Genomic DNA, 14,832 nt, shown 5'->3' with positions numbered 1-14,832 from the left:
ATGACTGAAGCGAAGACCCTCGGCACGGCACACGATCGCCCCGCCAGCCTCGACAATCCGCGGTCCCCGCGGCGCGCAGCGAGGAACAACTTCGAGTTGTACGCGTGGATGTTCATGCGCCTGTCCGGCGTCGCACTGATCATCCTGGTGCTCGGCCACCTCTTCATCATGCTGATGCTCGACGACGGCGTTCACCGCATCAACTTCGCCTTCGTCGCAGGTCGCTGGTCCAGCCCGTTCTGGCAGGTCTGGGACCTGTCGATGCTGTGGCTCGCACAGCTGCACGGCGGCAACGGCCTGCGCACCGTCATCGCGGACTACGCACGCAAGGACTCCACCCGGTTCTGGCTCAACACGATCCTGGTCGTGTCGATGATCCTGATCATGGGCCTGGGCACCTACGTGATCTTCACCTTCGATCCCAACATCGTTGCGAGCTAGGGGAGCCAAGACTTCATGCAGGAACATCGTTATGACGTGGTCATCGTCGGTGCAGGTGGCGCCGGAATGCGCGCCGCGATCGAAGCCGGCCCCCGGGCCCGCACCGCGGTTCTGACCAAGCTCTACCCCACTCGCAGCCACACCGGCGCCGCACAGGGTGGCATGTGCGCCGCCCTGGCGAACGTCGAGGAAGACAACTGGGAGTGGCACACATTCGACACCGTCAAGGGCGGCGACTACCTCGCCGACCAGGACGCTGTCGAGATCATGGCGAAGGAAGCCATCGACGCGGTCCTCGACCTCGAGAAGATGGGTCTTCCGTTCAACCGCACGCCCGAGGGCAAGATCGATCAGCGTCGATTCGGTGGCCACACCCGCGACCACGGCAAGGCCCCGGTCCGTCGCGCGTGCTACGCAGCCGACCGCACGGGACACATGATCCTGCAGACGCTGTACCAGAACTGCGTCAAGCACGACGTGGAGTTCTTCAACGAGTTCTACGCGCTCGACATCGCGCTGACCGAGACCGAGAACGGCCCGGTCGCGACAGGGGTCATCGCCTACGAGCTCGCCACGGGTGAGATCCACGTCTTCCACGCGAAGTCGATCGTGTTCGCCACGGGCGGCTCGGGCCGCATGTACAAGACGACGTCCAACGCCCACACCCTCACCGGTGACGGCCTCGGCATCATCTTCCGTAAGGGCCTGCCGCTCGAGGACATGGAATTCCATCAGTTCCATCCGACGGGGCTGGCCGGACTCGGCATTCTCATCTCGGAGGCGGTCCGCGGTGAGGGCGGTATCCTGCGCAACGTCGACGGCGAGCGCTTCATGGAGCGGTACGCACCTACCATCAAAGACCTCGCGCCCCGCGACATCGTCGCGCGCTCGATGGTTCTCGAGGTGCTCGAAGGCCGCGGTGCCGGACCGAACAAGGACTACGTCTACATCGACGTGACCCACCTGGGCGAAGACGTCCTCGAGGAGAAGCTCCCCGACATCACCGAGTTCGCGCGCACCTATCTCGGCGTCGACCCGGTCACCGAGCTCGTTCCCGTGTACCCCACCTGCCACTACGTCATGGGTGGAATTCCCACCAATGTCGAGGGTGAGGTGCTCCGCGACAACGACAACGTCATCCCGGGTCTGTACGCGGCCGGCGAGTGCGCATGCGTGTCCGTGCACGGTGCCAACCGCCTCGGCACCAACTCGCTCCTCGACATCAACGTGTTCGGCCGCCGCGCCGGCATCGCTGCCGCGGAGTACGCGAACAGCCACGACCACGTGGACATGCCGGAGAACCCGACGAGGTACGTCGACGACTGGCTCGACCTGATCCTCCACCAGGGGGGCAGCGAGCGTGTCGCCGATATCCGTCGCGACCTCCAGCAGTCGATGGACAACAACGCGTCGGTGTTCCGTACCGAGGAGACGCTGACCCAGGCGCTGGGCGACATCCACGAGCTGAAGAAGCGCTACAAGGAAATCACGGTCCATGACAAGGGCAAGCGCTACAACAGCGACCTGCTCGAGGCGGTCGAGCTCGGCTTCCTGCTCGAGATGGCCGAGGTGACCGTCGTCGGTGCCCTCAATCGCAAGGAATCGCGCGGCGGACACGCACGCGAGGACTACCCGAACCGGGACGACGCGACCTACATGAAGCACACCATGGCTTACAAGGTGGGCGAGGACCTGATCTCCGACATCCGCCTGGACTACAAGCCGGTGGTCCAGACCCGGTACGAGCCCATGGAGCGTAAGTACTGATGACAACTCTCGAGAAGAACGACAACGCCCCCGCGTCCGAGCTGCCTCCCGTGCCTGAAGGCGCGACCATGGTCACGCTCAAGATCGCCCGGTTCAACCCGGAGGACGACAAGGGCCAGCACTGGGATTCGTTCCAGGTTCCCGCGCTTCCCACCGACCGCATGCTCAACCTGCTGCTGTACGTGAAGGGCTACCTCGATGGCACCCTCACGTTCCGCCGCAGCTGCGCACACGGTGTCTGCGGCTCCGACGCGATGCGTATCAACGGCGTCAACCGGCTGGCCTGCAAGATCCTGATGAAGGACATGCTCCCCAAGGACGGCAAGCCCGTCACCATCACGATCGAGCCCATCCGTGGTCTTCCGGTCGAGAAGGACCTCATCGTCGACATGGAGCCGTTCTTCGACGCGTTCCGTGCCGTCAAGCCGTTCCTCATCGCCACCGGTAACGAGCCGACCCGCGAACGCATCCAGTCGCAGCACGACCGCGCACGTTTCGACGACACCACCAAGTGCATCCTGTGTGCGTGCTGCACCACCTCGTGCCCGGTGTACTGGAGCGACGGCAGTTACTTCGGTCCTGCTGCCATCGTCAACGCTCACCGCTTCATCTTCGATTCGCGTGACGAAGGTGCCGCCGAGCGCCTGGACATCCTCAACGACAAGGAAGGTGTGTGGCGCTGCCGCACCACCTTCAACTGCACCGACGCGTGCCCTCGCGGCATCCAGGTGACGAAGGCGATCCAGGAAGTCAAGCGCGCGCTGATGTTTGCGCGCTGACAGCAGACCACCTCTGCAGCCCCGGCGAAGGCCCGCACACTCGTGTGCGGGCCTTCGCTGTACTGCGGGCCTTCGCTGTACTGCGGGCCTTCGCTGTACTGCGGGCCTTCGCTGTACTGCGGGCCTTCGCTGTACTGCGGGCCTTCGCTGTACAGGGAACAAGAACCGTGTGCTGTCAGCCGGGAACAACTACCCCGCGACCGAGGATCGTGCCCTCGCGGAGCCGCCGGTACGCCGTGGGGCCTTCGTCGAGGCCGAACGTCTCGGTGTGGATGTCGAGTTTTCCGTCGTGAGCGAGTGCGACCACTTCCATCAATTCGCTGCGCGTGCCCCAGTACGGGGTCACGACCGATGCGCCGAAGGGAACGAGGAAGAATCCGACCTTCGCGTGCGCACCCGCGTGGATCCCCACGATCGAGATGTGCCCGTCGATTGCGACAACCTGCTGTGCCATGTCGATCGTGGACTGGGCTCCCACGAAGTCGAACACCACAGTGGCACCCAGTCCGTTCGTCAACGCCCGCACGGCGTCCGCGGCGCCCGCGTCGGAACGCACCGCATCGTCGGCGCCGACGCTGCGGGCGAGCGCCAACCGCTCGTCGTCGAGGTCGACGGCCACGATCCTCGTTGCGGTGATCGCCCGAAGGATCTGGATGGCGACGTGGCCGAGTCCGCCGACACCCACGACGACGGCGGTAGACCCCGGCCCGAGCAGCGGCAGTACACGCTGGACAGCGTGGTACGGCGTGAGCCCGGCGTCGGTCAGCGGTGCCGCACGTACAGGGTCGAGATCTCCGATCGGAACGAGATGCCGCACCGAATCGACGATCATGTACTCCGCCATCGACCCCGGCGCGCCGAGCCCTGGTGGGGCGATCGCCAGTTCTGCCGCGCGCGTGCAGTAGTTCTCACGGCCGAGGGTGCACGCGTGACAAGTGCCACAACCCCACGGCCCGTACACGGCCACGGCGTCGCCGATCGAGATCCCGCTGACACCGGCGCCGAGCTCGGCGACCGTGCCCACGCCTTCGTGGCCGAGGGTCAGCGGCAGGCCGTATCCGTACGAATCCTCGGGTTGATCCATCACGAAAATGTCGGAGTGGCATAGTCCGGCAGCGATGACCTTCAGCAGAATCTCGCCCGGGCCGGGTGCCGGAGTGGGAATCTCGACGACGACAGGCTCAGAACCGACAGCGGTGTATTGGAGCGCTCTCATATCCGGACCCTACGACAGAACGCGCACGGTCGCCGGTGTTCTGCGTCGAACTACACCCGCTGTTCACATCCGATCCGGGAATCCGATCAGTGGCGTGCACGCCCGGTACCGCCACGGCGTGCCCGGGCCCCGACGAGCGCGCCGCCGAGCACGCCGGCGCCGAGCAGAGCAAGTCCGCCCCGCACCCCGGGCCCTTCATTCACCTGGACACGAGGTGTGATCACCGCGGGATCCGGTGCGGGAACGTGCGCGAGCGCGAGATTCGCCTTCGTCGACGCCGCGAATGCGGTGCAGAACAGCACGAGTCGCGCGGTGATGTTGCCGAAGACGAGGATGCCGAGAATCGGGCCGAACGCGACACCCGCGGGCCCCTGGAGGACGCTCTCCAGGTAGATCGATCCGGCCTGCTTGAGGATCTCGAAGCCGATGCCTGCGATCACGCCGGCGAGGATCGCACTGCGGAAGGTGACCGGTTCGCGTGGCAAACGCGCAATGACCCAGGTGAACACGGCGCTTGTAGCGGCAGTCGCGATGAGGAGCGCCACGATACGCAGCAGCACGCCCACCCCGACGATGTTCTCGATGTTCAGCAGTTCCACGATCCACCGCATCACCGGCCCGCTACTGATCGCCGACAACCCCAAGGACACGATCATCGCGAGACCCAGACTGATCAGCGCACCGCCGTCCTTGAGCTTGACGACGAGGAAGTTGCCCTTCTCGCGCGGGTTGTCCCACATCGCCGTGAGCGCGTCACGCAGGTTCGCCATCCAGCCGAGACCGGCGTACGACGCGGTGATCAGACCGATGACACCCACCGCGCCGCGGGAATCGATCGCGGAATCGATGATTCCCTGGACCGTGCCGCCGAGCTCACCGGGGATGTTCTCGGTGATCGCATCGCTGATCTGCTCGAGCATCTCCGGGCGACCGGCGAGGATGAACCCGGCGATCGAGAACGCCACCATGATGACCGGGACGATGGCGAGGACCGTGAAGTAGGTCAGGCCCGCGGCGTAGTAGTCCCCTTTGTTCTCCTGATAACGCGTCCCGGAGCGAACGAGATGGTCGAGCCACGGACGGGCCGCACGTTGGCGTTCAAGGAAGCCGGGCTTGTCGTCGACGTCGGGGCCACCGACCATCTGGGTCTCCTTACGCAATCACTTTCGCGGTAGGAATCCCACCTTGTCATAGACCTGGGCCAGAGTCCGGGAAGCCACCTCACGTGCCCGATCCGCACCGTTCGACAGAATCCGGAGCAGTTCTGCCTCGTCAGCGAGGTACTCGTCCACTTTCGCTCGCAACGGTGTGACGAACTCGGTGAGCACCTCTGCGGTGTCGCCCTTGAGGTCGCCGTAGCCCTTGCCCTCGTACCCGGCGACGAGTTCGTCGATCGAGCGGCCCGACAGCGCCGACTGGATGGTGAGCAGGTTGCTCACGCCCGGCTTGTTCTCCGGATCGAACCGGATCTCGCGGTCGTTGTCGGTCACCGCCGACTTGATCTTCTTCGCCGAGACCTTCGGATCGTCGAGCAGATTGATCAGGCCGGCGTCGGTAGCGGCCGACTTGCTCATCTTCGACGTCGGATCCTGCAGATCGTAGATCTTGGCGGTGCCCTTGACGATGAACGCTTCAGGGACGACGAAGGTCTTCCCGAAACGCTTGTTGAAGCGCTGTGCGAGGTCGCGGGTGAGCTCGAGATGCTGCCGCTGATCCTCGCCGACCGGGACCTGGTGGGCGCGGTAGAGCAGGATGTCCGCAGCCATGAGCACCGGGTAGGTGAACAGGCCGACGCTTGCGTGCTCGGAGCCCTGCTTGGCGGACTTGTCCTTGAACTGCGTCATGCGGCTCGCCTCACCGAAACCGGTGAGGCAGTTCAGCACCCAGGACAGCTCGGCGTGCTCGGGAACCTGGCTCTGCACGAACAGTACGGAGCGCTCCGGGTCGATCCCGATCGCCAGCAACTGCGCGGCGGCGACGAGGACCCGCTTGCGTAGTTCCTTCGGCTTCTGCGGCACGGTGATGGCGTGCAGGTCGGGGATGAAGTAGAAGGCGTCGTTCTCGTCCTGCGCGGGAACCCACTGCTGCAACGCACCGAGGAAGTTCCCGAGGTGGAACGAATCCGACGTGGGCTGGATACCCGAGAGCACCCGTGGCCGCGCGGCGGGGCGGGTGTCCTGCGCTGTGGCGTTCTGATCTGCAGTCGACATGACCTCGATAATTTCACGCACCGGTTTCCGGGGCGGAACGAGGTCGACAAGCACCGCAGTGAACGCTGTCGTGATCGATGACGCCTACTCGAACGTGACCGTGACCGGGGCGTGGTCCGACCAGCGCTCGGCATAGGTCGCAGCGCGCTCGACCCGCGCGTCGGTCGCCCGGGCGGCCAGGACCGGGGTCACGAGGTGGTAGTCGATCCGCCAGCCGGCGTCGGTATCGAATGCCTTGCCGCGGTAGGACCACCAGGAATAAGGTCCGGCGACGTCGCCGTGCAGGTCGCGTACGACGTCGAGCCACTGACCGGTCGCGAGCAGATCATCCACCCAGGCCCGCTCGCCGGGCAGGAAGCCGGATTTCTTGACGTTGCCCTTCCAGTTCTTGATGTCGCGCTCGGTGTGGGCGATGTTCCAGTCGCCGCACACCACCATGTCGCGGCCTGCCGCGATCACGTCGGCGGCGCGCTCCCCCAGGTACGCGGCGAAGCCCTTCATGAAGCGCTCCTTGTCGTCCTGCTTCGGAGTATCTGCTTCACCGGTGGGCAGGTACAGGCTGCCGATCGTCACGTCCCCGAAATCCGCCTCGATGTAGCGGCCCGAGTCGGCGAACTCGTCGACGTCGAAACCCACACGCACGGCGTCCGCCGGTATGCGCGACAGGATCGCAACGCCCGCGCGTCCCTTTGCGGACGCCTCGGCTCCCCCGACATGCCAACCGGCGTCGAGCGCCGGCGCGATCGCGGTGTGGAACTGTTTCTCGCTCGCGCGTACTTCCTGGAGACAGACGATGTCCGCGGAGGATGATTCGAGCCACGCGAGCAGGCCCTTGCCGGCCGCTGCGCGCACGCCGTTGACGTTCACGGTGGTGATGGTGAGGGACACGTCGGACACCGTATCCGACGCCTCCGACGGACGGGACACACGGGACGCCCCTGATAGGGCGGCCCGTGTCGTGCTTGCACACCGACCATCCAAGCAACCGGGTCCTACTGCGAGGCGCGCGCCTTCTGCAGGTTCTCGTCGAGTGCACCGAGGAACTCCTCGGTGGTCAGCCACGACTGTTCGGGGCCGACGAGCAGCGCGAGGTCCTTGGTCATGCTGCCCGCCTCGACTGTCTTGATGACAACGTCTTCGAGCGCCTGCGCGAACTCGATGACGTCGGGGGTGCTGTCGAGTTTTCCGCGGTGTTCGAGACCGCGGGTCCAGGCGAAGATCGACGCGATCGGGTTGGTCGACGTCGGCTTACCCTGCTGATGCTGCCGGTAGTGCCGGGTGACGGTGCCGTGTGCGGCCTCTGCCTCGACGGTCTTGCCGTCCGGGGTCATCAGCACGGAGGTCATGAGGCCGAGCGAGCCGTAACCCTGCGCGACGGTGTCGGACTGGACGTCACCGTCGTAGTTCTTGCAGGCCCAGACATAGCCGCCTTCCCACTTGAGGGACGATGCCACCATGTCGTCGATGAGGCGGTGCTCGTAGGTGAGTCCTGCAGCGTCGAACTCCGCCTTGAACTCTTCCTCGTAGATCCGCTGGAACTCGTCCTTGAACATGCCGTCGTAGGCCTTGAGGATCGTGTTCTTGGTCGACAGGTAGACCGGGTAATTGCGCTGCAGACCGTAGGACAGTGAGGCGCGCGCGAAGTCCTGGATGGACTTCTTGTAGTTGTACATCCCCATGACGACGCCGCCGTCCTCGGGAATCCTGCATACCTCGTGTTCGATCGGCTCGGAGCCGTCGTCCGGTGTGTAGGTGATGGTGACGGTGCCGGCTCCGGGCACCTTGAAGTCGGTCGCGCGGTACTGGTCGCCGAATGCGTGACGACCGACGATGACCGGCTTGGTCCAGCCCGGAACCAGCCTCGGCACGTTGGAGATGATGATGGGCGCGCGGAAGATGGTGCCGCCGAGAATGTTACGGATGGTTCCGTTGGGCGAACGCCACATCTTCTTCAAGCCGAATTCCTCGACGCGCGCCTCGTCTGGAGTGATGGTCGCGCACTTGACGCCGACGCCGTACTTCTTGATCGCGTGTGCGGAGTCGATGGTGACCTGGTCGTCGGTCGCGTCGCGATTCTCGATGCCGAGGTCGTAGTACTCGAGATCCACATCCAGGTAGGGATGGATGAGCTTGTCTTTGATGAACTGCCAGATGATGCGTGTCATCTCGTCGCCGTCGAGTTCGACGACCTTACCCTCAACCTTGATCTTGGACATACGCGGTTCGTGTCCTCCTTGGACGGCAGTCGAGTCCCCGATCGGCCGCACTTCAGGAATACGGCCGGCTTCAGCTCAGGTATCCGAGCGTGGCTCTGCACGCGTCCGGTACGGAGCCAAACAGAACAAGCGTACTGCTATTCGATCCGCACACAACCCTGGTCAGACCGTCACGAACACTACTGACCGGTAACTTTCACCCTGTCCGACACCTGCCGGAGTGAGGTCGAGAGCCGCCTATCGGACCGTGGAACCCAGCCGTTAGACTTCCGACGAGGTCATGAGTGCCAGCGCGAAGCCCCGGCTTGCTGGTCGGCAACCCTCCGGCCAGGGTGGGGTGCTCCGGGTGAGGACACGGTCGTCGGCGCACCGCAGACGACAAGCCGGCTCCTGGGAGGTTCGAAATGCTGATGAACTGTCGATACCGGCTCCCCTTCCAGCCCTCCGACATGGCAAGTAGGACACGGATGACCATCACCACCGGCCTCGAGGCGGTCGCATCTTGACAGCAGGTACCAACCGTCGGCGGATCGAACTCCCCGCGGAAGACGGACAGCTCGACACCGTCGACATCGGCAACATCACCCTCGAGAGCGGCGACATCCTTCCCGACGTCACCGTTGCTCTGCAGCGGTGGGGCGCGCTGTCGCCCACCCGCGACAACGTCGTACTCGTCGAGCACGCCCTGACCGGCGACTCACACATCACCGGACCCGCCGGACCGGATCACCCGTCCCCCGGCTGGTGGTCCGGCATGGTCGGCCCCGGCGCCCCGATCGACACCGACCGGTGGTGCGTGGTGGCCACGAACGTCCTCGGCGGATGCCAAGGCACCACCGGACCGGGCAGCACCGCGCCCGACGGAAAGCCGTGGGGCTCGCGATTCCCCCGGATCACCATCCGCGATCAGATCACCGCGGAAGCCGCCCTTCTCGATACTCTCGGCATCGACACGTTGGCCGCGGTGACGGGCGGATCGATGGGCGGCATGCGTTCACTCGAATGGATCGTCACCCACCCGAACCGGGTGCGGGCGGCACTGGTCCTCGCAGTGGGTGCCCGTGCAACCGCCGACCAGATCGGTGTCCAGAGCACCCAGATCGCTGCCATCACGGCGGACCCGGACTGGCAGGGCGGCGACTACTACGAGAGTGGCCGCCGACCGGAGGCGGGGCTGGGAATCGCCCGCCGCATGGCCCACCTGTCGTATCGCAGCGAGGAAGAACTCGACTCGCGGTTCGCGAATCTTCCTCAAGGCGACGAGGATCCGTGGCGCGATGGGCGCTACGCGGTACAGAGCTATCTCGACCACCAGGCGTCGAAGCTCGTCAACCGATTCGATCCCGGGACCTATGTGGTGCTCAGCGACGCGATGAACCGGCACGATGTGGGCCGCGGTCGCGGTGGCCTCGAAGCCGCGTTGGGGAGCACGCGTGTGCCGACGATCGTCGCGGGTGTCGATTCCGATCGGCTCTACCCGATCCGATTGCAGCAGGAGATCGCAGACGGTCTGCCCCACTGCGACCGGCTGCGCGTCCTCGAGTCACGCGACGGACACGACGGCTTCCTCACCGAGGCCGATGCGGTCGCGAAGCTGCTCGTCGAACTGATGGAGCTGGCGGACTCCTGAGAGCCGTGTGCTCTATCCGGTGCCGAGCGGATCGATCGAGACTGCCAGTGTCACGATCGCTCCGCCCATCGCGAGCATCGCGGCCACGTCGAAACGTTTGCTTCGCACCGCGAGCACTCCCACTTGATCCGAGTCGAGAGCCCACCTGAGGATTCCCGCAAGGATCATCGCACCGCCGAACACGAACGCGCCCCGGCGCCAGCGATCGGCCAGCACGAGGACCACCGCTGCGGCGATCACCAGGGTGACCGCCAGCAGCGGCAGGTTCAGTCGTGTGAGTCGCGCCGAACTGTCCATCCTGCGGGTCGCTCAGAGACCGGCGTCGTGCTCGGCGCGCTCGACGACGTTCGTCAGCAGGAACGCGCGGGTGAGCGGTCCGACACCGCCGGGATTCGGGGAGATGAACCCTGCGACGTCGCGGACGTCGTCGGCGACGTCGCCGCGCAGGCCGTCCGCAGTGCGCGAGACGCCCACGTCGAGTACCGCTGCACCGGGCTTGACCATGTCGGCGGTGATGAGTGCGGGCACGCCTGCGGCGGCGACGATGATGTCGGCGCGCTTCACCTCGGCGGCGAGGTCCTTGGTACCGGTGTGGCACAGCGTCACGGTCGCGTTCTCGCTGCGGCGGGTCAGCAGCAGCCCGATCGGACGGCCGACGGTCACGCCGCGGCCGATGACCACCACGTGGGCGCCGTTGATCGGCACCTCGTAGCGACGCAGCAGGTGGACGATGCCGCGCGGGGTGCACGGCAACGCCGCTTCCTTGCCGAGCACCAGGCGTCCGAGGTTGACGGGATGCAGTCCGTCGGCGTCCTTGGCCGGGTCGATGCGCTCGAGGGCGGCGTTCTCGTCGAGGTGCTTCGGCAACGGCAACTGCACGATGTAGCCCGTGCATGCGGGGTCGGCGTTGAGTTCGTCGATCGCCGCTTCGAGCTGCTCCTGAGTGATATCGGCGGGCAGATCCTTGCGGATCGAGGTGATGCCGACCTTGGCGCAGTCGTTGTGCTTACCGCGCACATACGCTGCAGATCCGGGGTCGTCGCCCACCAGGATCGTGCCGAGGCCGGGCGTGATGCCCTTGTCCTTCAGCGCTGCCACACGGACCACCAGGTCCTCGAAGATTTCGTCGCGGGTTGCTTTGCCGTCCAGGATGGTCGCAGTCACGCCACTCATTCTTCCAGGTATCCGCTCGCCGGCGGCGGGCGGTGTCGTATCCTCCCCGGCGGGGATCAGCCGCGAGCGTCCATCGGGTTGTCGCCGGGGGCACAGGTCCGGCACAGATCTCCGAATGCCGAGGCGAGCCGCCGTTCGTAGTCCTCGGGGTCCGGCATCGACGAATCGCTCACCAGGAACGTCAGATCCAGAACGTCACCGAGCGATGCCACCGCATGGACGAGGTCGAAGTTCCGGCTGAGCATCGGCGTGCCGAGCGCTTCCACCACCGGGCTGTCGCCGAATCGTAGGCCCTCGACCGTACCGCGGGGCACATTGGTCACCGTGGTGTTCGCCAGGGCGACGATGTCACTCCTCGAGGAGATCTGCCGGTCGCGGGCGCGACGAATCGACACTTTCAGATCCAGTGCGGGCGAGACATCGACGGGGGCAGTGGTCGCCGCCGTTTCCGGACGCGCGACACGCTGCTTCTCCAGGTTCGCCGACTCCCCGACGAGGCGGAGTCGTCCGAGCGGGTCCGCGTGGTCGGTGTGCAGGTCGACATACATGAGCGTGACCTCGTTCGCCGCACGGGCCTTCCCTGTTTCGACGTCCCCTGTTTCGACGCCGGATCTGCGTCGGGTCGACCGGGGAACGATCGCCGCGAGCGACGCGGGCGGGGTCTCACCGTGATGCTCGAGATACGAGTGCAGGCCGCCCCCGACCACTGTCAGGATCACATCGTTGACGGATGTTCCGGTTGCGCGAGCGAGGGTCCGGACGTCACGCAGATCCATGCGGACCCGGCCCAATTGCCGAGGCCCGCTGCCGCGGGTGTCGAAACGCGTTCGTGGACGGTGCTGCGTCGGTGTGGTGATCGTCCCCGCCGCGGTCAGTGTGGTCAGGGCTTTCCGCGCGCGGAAAGCAGTGAGAACCGCAGGTGCCATACGCGCGAACCGGAAGGGTAGTGCCGATGCCGCGCGGAGTGCTCCCGGAACCGAGGTGGGCGCACCTCCCCCGGTGGGCGCGGCATCCGGGTCGTCGAACAGCGCGCGAGCGATCCCGGCGGCACCCAGTCCGTCGGTGACCGAATGGTGCATACGAAGCGCGACGATGGTCGACGCGTCCGGGAGGTCGGCGACACCTCGGATGCCGGTCAACACGTGTACCTCCCACAGGGGCCGGGCCGGGTCGAGGGAGCTTTCCTTCATCGAAGCCATGAGCCTGTGCAGTGCGCTGCGGGTGGTGCGGCCGACCGTGGTGAAACGGATGTGGTGATCCGGGTCGATGTCCGCCTCGACCCAGTACGGGTAGTCGAGGTCGGCGGGAACTCGATGCAGACGTCGGCGAAGCGCCGGCGTCCGATGCAATCGATCGAGGAACCAGGTCGCCGCCTCGGCACGCGTGCGGATCGGGTTCGCGCCCCGTTCCGTGTCGAACACGTAGAAACTCACCATGACCGCAGGTGGGTCGTCCGGGTTCGCCTCCTCGACGAACACGTGTAGAGCGTCGCGCGGAGCCAGACGGACCCCGTGTCTGCGTGTCATTGCGATGGTTCGCCTCCGCGGTCTCGCTGTGCTTCCGACGGCCCGATTCAAACAGCTCCCCGCCGGTGCCGCATCCCCCGCGTGCGCCCGGCCACGGCCCGGCTGGCAAGCTGGATCGAGTGTTCCGAGTGATGTTCCATGAGCCCCGTATTCCACCGAATACGGGGAATGCGATCAGAATGGTCGCCGCGACCGGCGACGAGTTGCACCTCGTGGAACCCCTCGGATTCGACCTGTCCGAGCCGAAACTCCGTCGGGCCGGGCTCGACTACCACGATCTGGCATCGGTGACGGTGCATGCCGATCTCCAGGCGGCATGGGAGACCCTGAATCCGGAGCGTGTCTTCGCGTTCACGGCACATGCCGAGAACAGCTACGCCGACATCGAGTACCGGCCGGGTGACGTCCTGTTGTTCGGTCCCGAACCGACCGGCCTGTCCGACGAGGTGCTCGCCGATCCGCATGTCACGGCGCAGGTCCGTATTCCGATGCTGCCCGGGCGTCGATCGCTGAACCTGTCGAACGCCGCCGCGGTGGTGGCCTACGAGGCGTGGCGTCAGCACGGGTTCGACGGCGCGGTCTGATCCGAGTTCCATGCCTCTGAGCGAATGAATCCTTCGCCTCGTTGAACAGCCGCAGTGTGCCATTCGTTCGGACTGTACCGTTTGTCGGACGAGGGGCGAGTGCTAGGCGCCGCTCTCGACGGGACGGCCCGACTGCTGCCATCCGTCGGTGCCACCGGCAACGGAGACCGCGTTGATGCCACGCCCGGACAGGTAATCGGCGGCCTGCAGGCTGCGTCCACCCACCGCGCAGATGATGTACACGGTCTCGGCTGCAGGAATCTCCTCGACTCGTGCGACGAATTCGCTGAGCGGAATGTGCGTCACGCCCGGAACCCGCACCTGGACGTATTCGTCGAGTTCGCGCACATCGATGACGGGCGCTCCCTCGGCGAGTGCGGTTTCCAGTGCAGCCAGATCGACCTCACGCATCGTTGTCGGTCCTCTCGTCGGTGGCTTCGCCGGGATTTCCGGCGGAAGACCGTCCCGATCGGGCGATCAACCGGATCACCAGGTAGAGGATGCCGGCGCACACGATCAGGAACGCCAACCACGGTAGCGCGACACCCGCTGCGACCACCGCGGCCCCCAGGGTCGTCCACAGACTGTTCCACCCCTCGACGACGCCGTCCCAGAAACTGTCGCTGTCCGACGGCCGTTGCTGCGTGCTGATGTCGACGGTGAGCGTCGACAGGTCGACCATGTCGGCCAGTTGCCGACGCTGGGCTTCGAGGCTGTCGAGGTCGGCCTGCCGCTCGGCCAGAGCATTCTCCGCTTCGATGACGTCGGCGGTGTTGTCGGCCGTCTCGATGAGCGTGCGCAACCGGTCGACCGAGGCGCGGAGCGCACCGACCCGGGCCTCGAGGTCGGTGTACTGCAGGGTGACGTCGTCACGGCTCGTGGTCAGGCTCGTGACACGGCCGAGTTGCCGCACATCATCGATCACGGCGTCGAGCCCGTCGGCGGGGACACGGACGGTGAGCACACTGCTCGATTCGGGCCGTTCGGTGATCGAGTCGACGCGACCGTCGGCGCCCTCCACGATGGTGACCACCTCACGACCGGCCGCGACAGGATCGTCGGCGGTGAGCATGATGCGCCCGGTCACAACCTCCTTCCGGTCCGGTTCTGCCTCGCCGGCCGGCGACGAGGAGCGGGCGCCGTCGGTGAGCGCCGGCGCGGACTCGGACATCGCGGGTGCCGAATCCGTCATGGGTCCCGAGCCGCTGCCACCACCTCCTTCACCGCACGCAGCGGCGACGAACGCGACCAGCGCGAGGAGCGCAACCATCATCAGGCGTCTCATGGGGC

Annotated in this window: 15 protein-coding genes and 1 riboswitch; of the genes, 5 read left to right on the top strand and 10 right to left on the bottom strand. The window is 65.9% G+C overall.

What is annotated here, in order from left to right; translation table 11 throughout:
- Genes Q7514_RS07830 through Q7514_RS07820 form a run of 3 tightly spaced genes read left to right on the top strand, consistent with a single transcriptional unit; the run spans position 1 to position 2,987 of the window.
- Positions 1-441, top strand: coding sequence for a succinate dehydrogenase hydrophobic membrane anchor subunit (locus Q7514_RS07830; protein ID WP_330132698.1), 441 nt, complete (start codon positions 1-3; stop codon positions 439-441).
- 15 nt (positions 442-456) lie between these two features.
- Positions 457-2,208, top strand: coding sequence for a succinate dehydrogenase flavoprotein subunit (sdhA, locus tag Q7514_RS07825; RefSeq protein WP_330132697.1), 1,752 nt, complete (start codon positions 457-459; stop codon positions 2,206-2,208).
- Positions 2,208-2,987 carry a succinate dehydrogenase iron-sulfur subunit gene (locus tag Q7514_RS07820; protein WP_054718349.1) on the top strand — a complete coding sequence of 260 codons (780 nt, stop codon included), beginning with the start codon at positions 2,208-2,210 and terminating at the stop codon, positions 2,985-2,987. The genes sdhA and Q7514_RS07820 overlap by 1 nt, the downstream gene beginning before the upstream one ends.
- A 175-nt stretch (positions 2,988-3,162) precedes the next feature.
- On the opposite strand, the gene Q7514_RS07815 is transcribed toward Q7514_RS07820, so the two are convergent.
- The 5 genes from Q7514_RS07815 to Q7514_RS07795 form a co-directional block, all read right to left on the bottom strand.
- Positions 3,163-4,203 (bottom strand): NAD(P)-dependent alcohol dehydrogenase, encoded by a 1,041-nt coding sequence (locus tag Q7514_RS07815; protein ID WP_330132696.1) that lies wholly within the window; start codon positions 4,201-4,203, stop codon positions 3,163-3,165.
- An 86-nt stretch (positions 4,204-4,289) separates the two neighbouring features.
- Positions 4,290-5,345 carry a YhjD/YihY/BrkB family envelope integrity protein gene (locus Q7514_RS07810; protein WP_330132695.1) on the bottom strand — a complete coding sequence of 352 codons (1,056 nt, stop codon included), beginning with the start codon at positions 5,343-5,345 and terminating at the stop codon, positions 4,290-4,292.
- 18 nt (positions 5,346-5,363) lie between these two features.
- Positions 5,364-6,413 (bottom strand): tryptophan--tRNA ligase, encoded by a 1,050-nt coding sequence (gene trpS / locus Q7514_RS07805; protein ID WP_330132694.1) that lies wholly within the window; start codon positions 6,411-6,413, stop codon positions 5,364-5,366.
- A gap of 84 nt (positions 6,414-6,497) precedes the next feature.
- On the bottom strand, positions 6,498-7,301 hold the full coding sequence (locus tag Q7514_RS07800; RefSeq protein WP_330132693.1) for an exodeoxyribonuclease III: 804 nt from the start codon (positions 7,299-7,301) through the stop codon (positions 6,498-6,500).
- A 104-nt stretch (positions 7,302-7,405) separates the two neighbouring features.
- Positions 7,406-8,629 carry an NADP-dependent isocitrate dehydrogenase gene (locus Q7514_RS07795; RefSeq protein ID WP_330132692.1) on the bottom strand — a complete coding sequence of 408 codons (1,224 nt, stop codon included), beginning with the start codon at positions 8,627-8,629 and terminating at the stop codon, positions 7,406-7,408.
- A 276-nt stretch (positions 8,630-8,905) separates the two neighbouring features.
- Positions 8,906-9,020, top strand: a riboswitch (SAM riboswitch).
- A 111-nt stretch (positions 9,021-9,131) separates the two neighbouring features.
- On the opposite strand from Q7514_RS07795, the gene metX reads away from it, so the two are divergent.
- Positions 9,132-10,259 carry a homoserine O-acetyltransferase MetX gene (gene metX, locus Q7514_RS07790; protein ID WP_330132691.1) on the top strand — a complete coding sequence of 376 codons (1,128 nt, stop codon included), beginning with the start codon at positions 9,132-9,134 and terminating at the stop codon, positions 10,257-10,259.
- Positions 10,260-10,271: 12 nt separating this feature from the next.
- Here metX and Q7514_RS07785 read toward each other — a convergent pair whose 3' ends face one another.
- From Q7514_RS07785 to Q7514_RS07775, 3 genes are all read right to left on the bottom strand, one after another.
- Entirely contained in the window at positions 10,272-10,556 is a 285-nt protein-coding gene (locus Q7514_RS07785) for a DUF3017 domain-containing protein (RefSeq protein ID WP_054718000.1), read from the bottom strand.
- Positions 10,557-10,568: 12 nt separating this feature from the next.
- Entirely contained in the window at positions 10,569-11,423 is an 855-nt protein-coding gene (locus tag Q7514_RS07780; protein ID WP_199233140.1) for a bifunctional methylenetetrahydrofolate dehydrogenase/methenyltetrahydrofolate cyclohydrolase, read from the bottom strand.
- Between the two features lie 65 nt (positions 11,424-11,488).
- A complete protein-coding gene (locus Q7514_RS07775) occupies positions 11,489-12,958 on the bottom strand; it encodes a wax ester/triacylglycerol synthase domain-containing protein (RefSeq protein ID WP_330132690.1) in 1,470 nt (489 codons plus the stop codon).
- A 119-nt stretch (positions 12,959-13,077) separates the two neighbouring features.
- Between Q7514_RS07775 and Q7514_RS07770 the strand changes: the two genes are divergently transcribed.
- Positions 13,078-13,542, top strand: coding sequence for a tRNA (cytidine(34)-2'-O)-methyltransferase (locus tag Q7514_RS07770; protein WP_330132689.1), 465 nt, complete (start codon positions 13,078-13,080; stop codon positions 13,540-13,542).
- Positions 13,543-13,644: 102 nt separating this feature from the next.
- On the opposite strand, the gene Q7514_RS07765 is transcribed toward Q7514_RS07770, so the two are convergent.
- The gene (locus tag Q7514_RS07765) at positions 13,645-13,953 is read right to left on the bottom strand and encodes a rhodanese-like domain-containing protein (protein WP_330132688.1); all 309 of its coding nucleotides are present in this window, start codon (positions 13,951-13,953) and stop codon (positions 13,645-13,647) included.
- Positions 13,946-14,827: a DUF4349 domain-containing protein gene (locus Q7514_RS07760; protein WP_330132687.1), complete on the bottom strand. Its 882-nt coding sequence runs from the start codon at positions 14,825-14,827 to the stop codon at positions 13,946-13,948. Before Q7514_RS07760 ends, Q7514_RS07765 begins: the two co-directional genes overlap by 8 nt.
- Positions 14,828-14,832: the final 5 nt, after the last annotated feature.

It is taken from the genome of Rhodococcus artemisiae (assembly GCF_036327795.1).
Classification (GTDB): domain Bacteria; phylum Actinomycetota; class Actinomycetes; order Mycobacteriales; family Mycobacteriaceae; genus Rhodococcus; species Rhodococcus artemisiae.
This window is presented reverse-complemented; position numbering and strand designations above follow the sequence as displayed.

Excerpts from the sequence above, each read along its gene's own strand:
- Q7514_RS07760 (WP_330132687.1), bottom strand. The coding sequence starts at position 14,827 with ATGAGACGCCTGATGATGGTTGCGCTCCTCGCGCTGGTCGCGTTCGTC.
- Q7514_RS07810 (WP_330132695.1), bottom strand. The coding sequence starts at position 5,345 with ATGGTCGGTGGCCCCGACGTCGACGACAAGCCCGGCTTCCTTGAACGC.
- sdhA (WP_330132697.1), top strand. The coding sequence starts at position 457 with ATGCAGGAACATCGTTATGACGTGGTCATCGTCGGTGCAGGTGGCGCC.
- Q7514_RS07765 (WP_330132688.1), bottom strand. The coding sequence starts at position 13,953 with ATGCGTGAGGTCGATCTGGCTGCACTGGAAACCGCACTCGCCGAGGGA.
- Q7514_RS07795 (WP_330132692.1), bottom strand. The coding sequence starts at position 8,629 with ATGTCCAAGATCAAGGTTGAGGGTAAGGTCGTCGAACTCGACGGCGAC.
- Q7514_RS07815 (WP_330132696.1), bottom strand. The coding sequence starts at position 4,203 with ATGAGAGCGCTCCAATACACCGCTGTCGGTTCTGAGCCTGTCGTCGTC.
- Q7514_RS07820 (WP_054718349.1), top strand. The coding sequence starts at position 2,208 with ATGACAACTCTCGAGAAGAACGACAACGCCCCCGCGTCCGAGCTGCCT.
- Q7514_RS07785 (WP_054718000.1), bottom strand. The coding sequence starts at position 10,556 with ATGGACAGTTCGGCGCGACTCACACGACTGAACCTGCCGCTGCTGGCG.
- Q7514_RS07830 (WP_330132698.1), top strand. The coding sequence starts at position 1 with ATGACTGAAGCGAAGACCCTCGGCACGGCACACGATCGCCCCGCCAGC.
- Q7514_RS07775 (WP_330132690.1), bottom strand. The coding sequence starts at position 12,958 with ATGACACGCAGACACGGGGTCCGTCTGGCTCCGCGCGACGCTCTACAC.
- trpS (WP_330132694.1), bottom strand. The coding sequence starts at position 6,413 with ATGTCGACTGCAGATCAGAACGCCACAGCGCAGGACACCCGCCCCGCC.